The 10,587-nt window shown below is 73.2% G+C and carries 6 protein-coding genes, 1 rRNA gene and 1 pseudogene; 4 read left to right on the forward strand and 4 right to left on the reverse strand.

The features are described from left to right. Nucleotides 1-145 precede the first annotated feature (145 nt). A 5S ribosomal RNA gene (rrf, locus tag AB0K07_RS23030) occupies nucleotides 146-262 on the forward strand. 428 nt (nucleotides 263-690) lie between these two features. Here the strand turns inward: rrf and AB0K07_RS23035 are convergent. Next, a complete protein-coding gene (locus tag AB0K07_RS23035) occupies nucleotides 691-2,511 on the reverse strand; it encodes a VanW family protein (protein ID WP_363757478.1) in 1,821 nt (606 codons plus the stop codon). 182 nt (nucleotides 2,512-2,693) lie between these two features. On the opposite strand from AB0K07_RS23035, the gene nudC reads away from it, so the two are divergent. Beyond that, on the forward strand, nucleotides 2,694-3,623 hold the full coding sequence (gene nudC, locus AB0K07_RS23040) for an NAD(+) diphosphatase (protein ID WP_363757479.1): 930 nt from the start codon (nucleotides 2,694-2,696) through the stop codon (nucleotides 3,621-3,623). Here the strand turns inward: nudC and AB0K07_RS23045 are convergent. Both AB0K07_RS23045 and AB0K07_RS23050 read right to left on the reverse strand, forming a co-directional pair. After that, nucleotides 3,517-4,928: pseudogene (locus tag AB0K07_RS23045) on the reverse strand (polysaccharide biosynthesis protein). The gene nudC and the pseudogene AB0K07_RS23045 sit on opposite strands and share 107 nt — an antisense overlap. Beyond that, nucleotides 4,925-7,147 (reverse strand): hypothetical protein, encoded by a 2,223-nt coding sequence (locus AB0K07_RS23050; protein WP_363757480.1) that lies wholly within the window; start codon nucleotides 7,145-7,147, stop codon nucleotides 4,925-4,927. Before AB0K07_RS23050 ends, AB0K07_RS23045 begins: the two are co-directional and overlap by 4 nt. Before the next feature lie 137 nt (nucleotides 7,148-7,284). Between AB0K07_RS23050 and AB0K07_RS23055 the strand changes: the two genes are divergently transcribed. Both AB0K07_RS23055 and AB0K07_RS23060 read left to right on the forward strand, forming a co-directional pair. After that, entirely contained in the window at nucleotides 7,285-9,003 is a 1,719-nt protein-coding gene (locus AB0K07_RS23055) for a hypothetical protein (RefSeq protein ID WP_363757481.1), read from the forward strand. Further along, on the forward strand, nucleotides 9,000-9,167 hold the full coding sequence (locus AB0K07_RS23060; protein ID WP_158609830.1) for a hypothetical protein: 168 nt from the start codon (nucleotides 9,000-9,002) through the stop codon (nucleotides 9,165-9,167). Before AB0K07_RS23055 ends, AB0K07_RS23060 begins: the two co-directional genes overlap by 4 nt. Before the next feature lie 55 nt (nucleotides 9,168-9,222). On the opposite strand, the gene AB0K07_RS23065 is transcribed toward AB0K07_RS23060, so the two are convergent. Next, nucleotides 9,223-10,377 (reverse strand): glycosyltransferase family 4 protein, encoded by a 1,155-nt coding sequence (locus AB0K07_RS23065; RefSeq protein ID WP_363757482.1) that lies wholly within the window; start codon nucleotides 10,375-10,377, stop codon nucleotides 9,223-9,225. Nucleotides 10,378-10,587 lie beyond the last annotated feature (210 nt).

Raw genomic sequence — 10,587 nt, forward strand, 5'->3', positions numbered from 1 at the left:
GAAATGTAAGCCCGGTAACGGGTTCAGTTGACCGGTACTAATAGGCCGAGGACTTGACTACCAAGCTGCTACGCGTCCACTGTGCAACTCTCGATGAACGAACAACAGACCACATGTGTGGTGTTGTTTGATATGTCGATAGAGTTACGGCGGTCATGGCGGAGGGGAAACGCCCGGTCACATTCCGAACCCGGAAGCTAAGCCCTCCAGCGCCGATGGTACTGCACTCGTGAGGGTGTGGGAGAGTAGGACGCCGCCGGACAATCTTTCCAGAAAGGGTCACCCCACGGGGTGGCCCTTTCTGCGTTCCCCGGGTCGGGAAACTGGTTGATCGACGGCTGACGGCGGTGGGCCACTCCCGGGCCCGCCTGGAATACGGCTGTCGCCGCTTCACTCGCCAGCCGGCCCTGGCGGTGCCGTTCAGGCTCGGCGGATGGACGACGTCCTGATACTTCTGGTGTTCGCGAGCTGCGTGGCCGCGGTCTTGGGGATCCGCTCGTGGCGCGTCGTCGTGGTGTCGGTGGTGAGGTCATGGGCCCGTTCGAGGAGATGTGGCATCCCGCAGCGCACCGGTTCCGGGCCGAGATCAGGGTGCAGGAAGCACGCGTGGCGTCGATGCCGGCGCAGGGGTGGCAGGCGCAATGGGCAGGGCGGTGACCCCGGTGAGGCGACCGCGGAAGGGGCGAGACGTCAGGACGGCTTCGGGCCGCAGACGTAGCGGGGCTCCGCGTCGTAGCGCCAGGTGAACTTCTCCCGCTTGACCACCACGCCGCCCTTCTTGATGACCCGGAAGGCGTCCTGCGTGAAGCCGTTGATGCCGTTGCTCGGGATGCACGTCGGGCCGGGTTCGAGGTGGATGAGCTTCGGCGTGGTGATGTTGCGACGTGGCCCGTACTCGGTCTTCACGCTGTCGTAGATCTTCGTGCTCCAGATCGACACGGTGATCGTGCTCGACGTGTAGGAGGTGTCGATGAGCAGGCCGTACTGGGTGTTGTTGCGGAACTTGAAGTCGAGGTTCGGCCAGAAGATGGTCGACTCGATCACTGCCGGGTACCGGTCGAACCAGTACGAGTGCGGCTTGTGCTCGACGTCCTCCATCCCCGCGTAGTAGGTGGCGTTGAACAGCGTGGTGGTGAACTGCGAGGTGCCGCCCCCGACACCCGGCACCAGCTTGCCGTCCAGGATCACCGGCGCGTCGCGGTAGCCCTGGGCGTAGCCGCGCTCGCCGGTGTGGCCGTTCAGCGAGAACGTCTTCCCGGGCAGAACGATGGTGCCGTCCACCTCCCTGGCGATCGTGGCGATGTTCTGGCTGCGCGACGAGGCCATGCCGCCGGTGAACCGGGTGGTGAAGGTGGAGACCCGCTCCTTGATGCCGAGGCCGGCCAGCTTCTCCGCGGTCACCTCGGGAGGCGTCGACTTCAGTTCGCCGGTCACCTCGCGGCCGTCCGGCTTCGGCAGCACGGCCAGCAGGTCACGACCGAGGGTGGCGGTGTCCAGCTGCTGCCCGGGTCGCCCCTCGGTGACCTTCGGTCGGCCACCGGCGATGGTCATCGTCGCGTCCTTCGGCGGCACCTCGATGGCGTTCAAGTCGTCGCCGAGCGCCGAGCGGAGCCGCTTGACGTCCACCGTGGGGGTCAGTTTGCCGGCCTTGTCGGCGGTGAACCGCAGGCCCTTTGCGATGGCGGTGGGCGGGATGGTCACCGAACCCTTGTCGGTGCGCAGGGTGACCGGCGCGGCGACCGCCGGCCCGGCCAGTTCGGCGACCAGGCGGTCCAACTCCTCGACGGTGGTCGCCGGCTGGCTCTCCACCAGCGGCACGGTGACCGGCGTGCCGGCCAGCCAGCCGGCGCGAACGGCGTCGGCCGAGCGCTGCGGGTCGAACGCCAACCCCGGCTTGGGCTGGGTCACCTTCGGCGTGGTGCCCTTGTAGGTGATCGCCGGCACCGTCATCGGGCGGGCCTGGTCGCCGAGCACCTTACGGAGTGCCGCGTCCAGCCGATCCACGTCGACCGTGACGACCGGGTCGACGGTGCGGGAGCCGACCAATCGGCTGACCGGGTGCGCGTCGGCCTCGGCCGCGGCCGCCACGGTGGCGGCCACGTCGACACCCAGCCCCACGTCGGTGGGGTTGATCTCGGCGGTGCGCCCACCGACGGTGACCCGCAGCGGTGCGGCGAGGGTCGCCGCCCGCCGGTCCAGTTCCGCACGCAGCTCCCGGTGGGCGTCGGTACGGCTCCGGCCGCCCAGCTCGGCGCCGAGCACGCTGGTGCCGCGGGGGACGTCCCCGGCGTACGCCCAGGCGCCAGCGCCCGCCACGGCGGCGAGCACGACGCCGGTGACGCCGGCGGCGAGCAGGATCCGCACCCGCCGAGGGCGGCGCCGGCTGCCCTCCGGCTCGCCGGAAGGCGGTGCCGTGACCGGGCCCGGGCCGTCGTCGGGCCAGGTGACCGCGGTGACCTGCACGGTGGGCCGGTCGTCGGCGGGTGGACGTATTTCGCCGTACAGCGTCACTGCAACCTCGATCGCCAGGTGCCGCGGGAGGTCCCCCCTCCCGGAGGACACCTACGGTAACGAATGCCCGGGCCAACCCGTGGGCTGCGCCCACCCCTGCCGGTCCCGCGTGTCGTCCCGGCGTGTCGCGCGAGGCGGGGGGCGGCGTCCGCGTCGGAGCGCACACGTGGCACGGTGGCGCTGTGGACACTGCGCAGCGGGTGTTGGCGTACGGCGGCGGGTGGTTGGACCGGGCGGGCGAGTTGCGCACCGATCCGGCCCGGCTGACCGCACTGCTCACCGACGCGACCACCGTGGTGCTGCCGCTGTGGCGGGACCGCTGCCTCGTCGACGGCGACGGCCCGGTCCGGCTGACCGCGGAACGGGCGTCCCTCGTCCGGTCCGCCGCCGGTGAGACCGTCTTTCTCGGGCTGGACGGGGACGTCGCGCTGTTCGCCGCGGACCTCTCCGCGCTCAGCGAGCAGTCCGCCGTCGAGATGGCCGGTGCGGCACGGGCCGTCGACGTGCGCGCACTGGTCGGGCGGTTGGACCCGAACGAGGCAGCCGTCCAGGCGTACGCGCGGGGTTTGCTGCACTGGCACCGGCAGCAGCGGTACTGCGGCACGTGCGGCGCGCCGGCCGTGGCCGGCGGCGGCGGGCACGTCCGGACCTGCACCGGCCGGGAGTGCGGACGGCTGCTGTTCCCCCGGATCGAACCGGCGATCATCGTGCTGGTGGTGTCGCCCGATCGGCCGGGGGTGCCGGAGCGCTGCCTGCTGGCCCGGCACGCGGGCGCGGCGGCGGACGCGTACTCGACGCTGGCCGGCTTCGTCGAGGTCGGCGAGAGCCTGGAGGACGCGGTCCGGCGGGAGATGGCCGAGGAGGCCGGTATCACCGTGACGGACCTGGCGTATCAGGGTTCGCAGGCGTGGCCGTTCCCGGCCGGGCTGATGGTCGGCTTCCGGGCCCGCGTCGCGTCCGAGGAGGTGCGGGTGGACGGCGTGGAACTGTTGGAGGCGCGCTGGTTCAGCCGGGCGGAGCTGCGCGAACGGGTCGCCGCCGGTCGTCCACTCGGCCGGGTCGACTCGATCGATCACCAGTTGCTGAGCACCTGGCTGGCAGCGGGCGACTGACCCGGGCGGCGCCGGGGGTCAGCCACGGGCGGGGCGGGCCAGCCAGACCATCACGGCTGCGGTCAGCGCCGCGGTGACCAGCGCGCAGCTCAGCACGCCCTCGACCGTGCGCGGCGCCACCAGCAGGGCCGCACCGACCAGGCCGGCGGTGGCCACCCAGAGCGGCGCGGCCGGCCAGCGGGCACCGGTCGCCACTCTTTCGTTGACCAGCATGAACACCACCGCGTAGAGGGCGCCGGTGGCGGCGAAGAGCGGGGCCTCGCCGGCCAGGTGCAGGTAGTCCGCCCCGCCCACCAGCCGGAAGGCCAGCTCACCGGCGACCGCTGCGGCGGCCACCAGCACCGCACCGCAGGCCACGATCAGCCCCAGCGCGCGCGCCCGGGCCCGCCGGTCGCCCGAGGCCAGCCGCGGCAGCACCAGGAGGGTGACCACCTGCGGCGCCCAGAGCGCGCCCTTGGTGAGGACCGCGCCGACCGCGTAGCCGCCGGAGCCGCTGGCCGGCAGGAGTTGGCGGGCGAGGAGCAGGTCGGCGTACGAGATGACCAGCATCGCGAGGGTGGCACCGCACGCCGTCAGCACCTGCCGGCCGCTCAGAGCGCGGTCGCGGTCGTTGGCGAGGGTTGGTGCCACCCCGGGTCCGGGGACGCCGAGGGCCGGACCGCCGGGGGCGGCGGGCGCGGCGAGCCGGGCCAGCAGCGGCAGGACGACGAAGCCGGCCAGCGTGCCGAGCAGCAGGGAGCCGACCGGTCCCCAGCCGAGGGCGAGCCCGAGGATGAGACCGCCGTAACGGCCGGCGGCGAGCCCGGTCATCGCGCCGGAGAGCCGCAGGAACCGCTGGTCACCCTGGAGCTCGCCGAGCCACCGACCGGCCAGCACCGTGGCGAAGGTGGTCGGGGCGAGCAGCAGGGTCAGCGCGACCGGGAGCCGGAGCGCCACCGTGAGCACCGGTGCCGCGACGAGGGTCACGCCGGCGGTGAACGCGGCGGTGCGCAGCGCCAGTCGTGTCGTCCCGCTGGGCCCCGACCGGGCGCGATGGGCCGCCACCGCGATCTGCAGGCCGAACCCGGGCACCGCCGCGATGGCGCCGAGTGCCAGCACCGTGGCCAGCGCACCCAGGTCGGAGGCGGTCAGCTGGCGGGCACCGAGCATCGGGACCAGGTAGGCCAACCCGTTGGTCAGCATGGTGGCGGCGGTGACGGCCGCTCCGGCGACACCGAGCCGTACGACCCCCGTGTCGCGGGCGGGGCGCTTCGCCGCACCGGGCTGGGTCGGTTCCGCCACCAGCCGGGGTTCCTCGGTGGTCACTCGGGCTTCGGTACCACGTCGCCGATGGTGATCTCGTTCGTGCAGAGCGTCAGATCCGGCACGCCGGTCACCGTCAGCTCCACCGCGCCGTCACCGCCGGTGATCTCGAAGAAGCGCTGGTTCAGGCCCCTCTTGACCGGGAACGTGTGGCTGCCCTGCCCGAAGCGCAGCACCGCCGTGCCATCGGCCGAGCTGAGGTAGCCGATGCGGACGACCCAGTCCCAGTGGTGCCGTGGCTTGTCCAGCGGTATCCGGACGGTCTGACCGGCTTGCACCAGGTAGCCGCAGCCCTCCTGCGGGCCGGGCACGACGTTGCTGCCCTGGATGGTGGCCACCTGGACCCGTCCGAGGCCGTCGAGTATCGAGGCGTTCTCCGTGTCCTCCACGAACTCCGGGCGGGAGCCGGCGGCGGCGAAGAACCGGGACTGGTAGTTGTACGGCCAGGACAGATTCGACAGCACCTCGCTCGGGAGCGGCGTGTCGAAGAAGACGGTGCCGGGCGGGGCGCTGGCCAGCTCGATCCGGGCCGTGTCGAGGTAGGACCGCCCGTACTTCTTCGCCCACTCGTCGCCGTAGCGCGACGTGGTCCAGACCGTGCCGAACATCGCGGCCACCAGCAGGAGCGCCAGACCAGCCGTCACGACCTCGCGGTACCGCTCGGGCACCGGCCCCAGCCAGTCCGGCGGCACAGGTGTCGAAGGCCGGGGTTCCCGTCCGCCGGCTGCGGACGACGTCGGGACGTCCGGCTCGCGCGCCGCGGAGGGCCGCGCCGTCGGCGGGGCCTCGGCTGCCGGCTCCGGATCGAACTCGGGATCCGGCTCGGTCGTCGGCTCGGCGGTCTGCCCGTGGTACGGGTCGTCCGGGGCCTCGGCGTGGATCACACCGGCCCGGGACGAGTAGGCCGCGACGACGGAGCGCGGTGCGGCCGGCGACGGCTCCGAGCGCGGCGCGTCGGGTTCTGCCGTGCTCTGTGCGGCAGCAGGCTCCGAGTCAGCGGACGGTGCGGGAGCCCCGGCGGGCGGGGCCGCCTCGCCGTCGGTCGGTTCGCCGTCGGTCGGCGTCGGTCGGGCAACCCCGACGAGAGCGACACCGACGCAGATGGCGGCGACGACCACGGCGTCGCTGACGTAGCGGGGCACGCCGCCGGCGACGCCGCTGAAGACGGAGCCGAGCCGGGTGGCCGCCAGCAGCGTCGTGGCGAGGATCAGGTAGCTGCCGAGCAGGACCCAGGCCCGGGTGGCCCTGCGGTCCCGCTTCACCGTCAGCACGATCAGCGCGGCGAAGACCGCCCAGGCGATCCAGCGGCCGAGGTCGGGCGGCGCGACCACCGGCGACCCGTCCCCCGCGCCCAGCCAGCCCCAGGGCCCGCCCAGCAGACCCGGCACGAGCGTGGAACCGAACAGTTGGGTGCAGAAGGACAGCACCTCACCCAACGACTCCGGCCGGCGCACGGACGACTCGGCGCGCTGCAGGTAGACCGCGGCGAACGCGCCGACCAGCGCGGTCAGCACCAGCCAGGACGGCCACCAGCGACGCAGCGCCGTCAGCACCGAGCGGACCGGCCCGCCGTCGGTGAGGAAGCAGACGGTGAAGAGGAAGACCAGCGGTACGACCAGCAGTGCCTTCTCGAAGAAGAGCAGACCCAGCAGTACGGAGAGAGCCAGCGACAGCAGGTGCCGCTTGCGGCGGGTGCGGACGTACCTGAGCTGGGCGCCGACGGCGAGCACCATGCTCAGCTGCATCGGCAGCATGTTCGCCCCGACCGCCCACCACGAGGTCGCCTCCAGCGTCAGCGGGCTGAACAGGAACATCCCGAGCGGGATGAGCAGCAGCCGGCTCGGTCGCAGCAGGTCGCGCAGCAGCCGGTAGAACGCGACGGAGAGCACCGCCTGACCAGCCGCCATCAACAGCACGTACGGCCAGTAGGTGAGCCCGAAGGCGTCGGTCACCAGCCAGGTGAGCAGTCGGCCGCCCGGCATGAAGTGGTTGTTGTAGAGGGTGAGCAGGAAGCCCGGGGTGAGGGCCGATTCACTGGACTGCGTGACCAGCACGTAGTCGTCGGCCGCCAGGTAACCGCGGGAGGCGATCTGCGCCCGCCACAGCACGCTGACCACGATCATCGTGACGGCGAAGGGCCGGATCGGATCGGTGCGTACCCGTCCACCGGCCCCGCCGGTTTCGCCACGCGCCGCGCCCACCTCGGATCCGGTCAATGCCATGGCGGGAAGACTGCCACACGGATGACGGGCCGCCCCATCAGGTCAACGGATGGTTCAGGGGCCGACGGGTGGTCCGCGTACAGTGGCCGCCACCAGCGCGACGGGTGGTCGGGCCGGATCGGGGTGGGGTCGTCAGGATGCGCGAACGGATGGTGCCGCACGGCGTCGCCGCCGCCGTCACGGCGGTGGTCCTGGCGCCGCTGCTGCTCCCCGGTTACGTGCTCCGCTACGACATGGTCTTCGTGCCCCGGCAGGCGTTGAGCTGGGAGGTGATCGCCCCGGCGTCGGCGCTGCCCCGGGCCGTTCCGCAGGATGCCGTGGTGGCGCTGGCCAACCAACTGGTGCCGGGGTGGCTGCTGCAACGGCTGGTGCTGGCGGCGATCATCTACCTCGCGGCGCTCGGCGCGGCCCGGCTGGTGCCGACCGACCGGGTCGCGGTCCGGGCGGTGGCCGCCCTCGGGTACGCCTGGACGCCGTACCTGGCCGAGCGGCTGCTCGTCGGCCAGTGGGGACTGCTGGTCGCGTACGCCGCGCTGCCGTGGCTGGTCCGGGCGGCGATCGGGGTACGGACCGGCCGGCCCGGCGCGCTGCCGCGGCTGCTGCTCGCCGCGGCGGCGTCGGCGATCACCCCGAGTGGCGGAGTGATCGCGCTGGTGGCGATCGCGGTGCTGCTGCCCGGACGGTATCCGGGGGCGGCCCGTGCGGCTTCGACCGCGTTGGGCGCGACGGTCCTGCTCAACGCGCCGTGGCTGGTGGCCGGGTTCGCGAGTACCGGCAGCGGCAGGTCGGACCCGGCCGGTGTGCTGGCGTTCGCGGCCCGGGCGGAGAACTGGGCGGGGCCGCTGGTGGCGCTCGCCGGCACCGGTGGCATCTGGAACGGGCAGACCACGCCGGCCTCCCGGGGTGCGCTGCTGGTGCCACTGGTCACCGTGCTGGTGCTGGCCGTCGCCGGGTACGGCGTACCGCTGCTGTTCCGGCGCTGGCCCGCTCCGGTGGCCGGCCGCCTCGGCCTGCTCGCGGCCGGTTCGTGGCTGGTGGCGGCGCTCGGCGCGCTGCCCGGCGGCGCGGATCTGCTCGGCTGGCTGGTCGCGACGCTGCCCGGCGCGGGTCTGATCCGGGACGGTCAGAAGCTGCTCATCCCGTACGCGTTGGCCCTGGCGGTGGCCGGCGCGGTCGGCGCGGAACGCCTCGCGGACCGGCTGGCCGCCCGGTTCGACCCGGTCACCGGGCGGGTGCTGCTGGTCGGTGCCGCGCTGCTGCCGGTGGCGCTCCTGCCCGACCTGGCGTTCGGCGCGGCGGGCCGGCTCCGACCGGTGGCCTGGCCGGCGGACTGGACCGCGGTGGCCCGGCTGGTCGAGCAGCGGCCCGGTGAGGTGATCTCCCTGCCGTTCCAGGAGTACCAGCGCTACGGGTGGAACCGTGGCCAGGTGGTGATCGACCCGGCGCCCCGGTACCTCGGCGTGCCGGTGCTGATCGACGACACGCTGCGCGTGGGTGGGCTGGCGGTGGCGGGCGAGGACCCGCGTGCCGCGCGGGTCCGCGACCTCCTCGCCGCCGGGGCGCCGGTGTCGGCGGCCGGCTCGCGCTGGGTGCTGGTCCAGCGGGCGGCGGGGCCGGCGCTGCCGCCGGCGTCCCTGGCCGGACTGCGGATCGTCCACGATGGACCGGAGTTGACCCTGTACGAGAATCCGCGCTGGTCTCCACCGCCCGCGCCGACCCGGCCCGGGCCGATCGGGCTCGCCCATCTGCTGGCCGGAACGGTGGTGCTGGCCATCGGTTTTTCGGGCACTGCGCGCGCACGCTACCGCGTGGTAGCGTCCCGGCACGCGAGTCCCGCGGAAGGAGAAGGTGGATGAGGAACCTGCCCGCGTTCGTCGCCGTCGGTGTGCTCGGGGTCGTGCTCGGCCTGCTCGGTAGCGTCGGTCTGGCGAATGTGCTCAGCCCGTCCGCCAAGGAGGCTGCCACCACCAACGTCAATGGTGAGCAGGGCGCCGAGCCTCCGCTGTACGGCACGCGCTAGTCAGACCACGAAAGGGCGCCCGCTGGTCGCGGGCGCCCTTTCGTGGTGCTCGGAGTCAGCCGGCCCGGCCGGTCGCATGGGTCACCAGCTCGGCGAAGCGGGCCCCGGTCGCGGCCCAGGTGAAGCGGGACGCGTGGTGCAGCGCCGCCTCCCCCATCGCCTTGCGCCGCACGTCGTCGGCGAGCAGTTCGCGCACCTGGGCGGTGAACTCGGCCTCGTCGTCCACGAGCAGGCCGGTTTCGGTGTCGACCATCGCCTCGGCGACCCCGCCGGCGTAGCGGAAGGCCACCGTCGGGGTGCTGCGCGCGGCGGCCTCGACGATGGTGAGCCCCCAACCCTCCTTGAGCGACGGGGTGAGCGCCACCCAGGCCGAGGAGAGCACGGCGTGCTTCTCCTCCTCGCTGATGAAGCCGGTGAACCGGACGCGGTCGGCGATGCCGAGCGAGTCGCACAGCTCCCGCAGCGGCTGCTCCCACCAGCCCTGACCCGCCACCACCAGCTCCAGGTCGGGCAGCTCGCCGATCAGTTCGGCGACGGCGCGCAACGCGATCTCCACCCGCTTGTGCGGGACCAGGCGGCCGAGCACCAGCAGCGACGGGTGTGGGGTGCGCGGCAACGGTGGGCCGGTCACCGTGGGCGTGCCGTTGGGCACCACGTCGATCCGCTCGGCGGCCACCCCCAGCGCCGCCAGCTCCGCCCGGCTGGCCTCCGAGACGGTGACGTACCGGCAGCGGCGGTAGAGCCGGACGGCCAGCCACGACTCGATCCACCAGCCCAGCCGGGCCATCCACGGGCCGAAGACGACCGGCCACTGCTCCCGGTGGACGTGGTGCACCAGCGCGATCACCGGGCGGCCGGCGTACAGCGGCGCGAAGAACGGCACCCCGTTGCAGACGTCGATCACCAGGTCGGGCCGGCCGTGCCGGCCGAGCGGGCCCAGGCCGAACCGGCCGGCGAGGCAGGTCAGCGCGGCGCGGGCGTAGACGGTGTGCCGGGAACCGCGGCGCAGCACGCGTACGCCCTCGGCGGTGGTCTCCGCCGGACCGGCGTTGCCGTGCGCGGCGCAGAGCAGGGTCACCCGGTAGCCCATGGCGACCAGTTCGGCGGCGATCCGCTCGAGGTAGACCTCGGAGCCACCGCCTTCCGGGTTGGTGGTGTCGCGCCAGTTGAGGAACAGGACGTGGCGTGTGGGGGCGACGGAGGGGTCCACGCTGCTCCTACCGATGAGTAAGTGAGCACGATCGCGCCACCCTAGGGCGGCCCGGCCGGTGGGCGCAATGGGTCGCACCGGCAGCGAAGATCGGATAACCGCTCGTCGATAGGGGGTTTGCCGGCGACGGAAAACCTTGGCAGGGTGTGCAGCGCAACCGCGTGTGGCGGCTGGCGTCCAGGTGGCGCCGCCCGGCCGCCGCGATGAATC

Origin of the sequence: Micromonospora sp. NPDC049301, assembly GCF_040678715.1 — a bacterium.
GTDB lineage: Bacteria > Actinomycetota > Actinomycetes > Mycobacteriales > Micromonosporaceae > Micromonospora.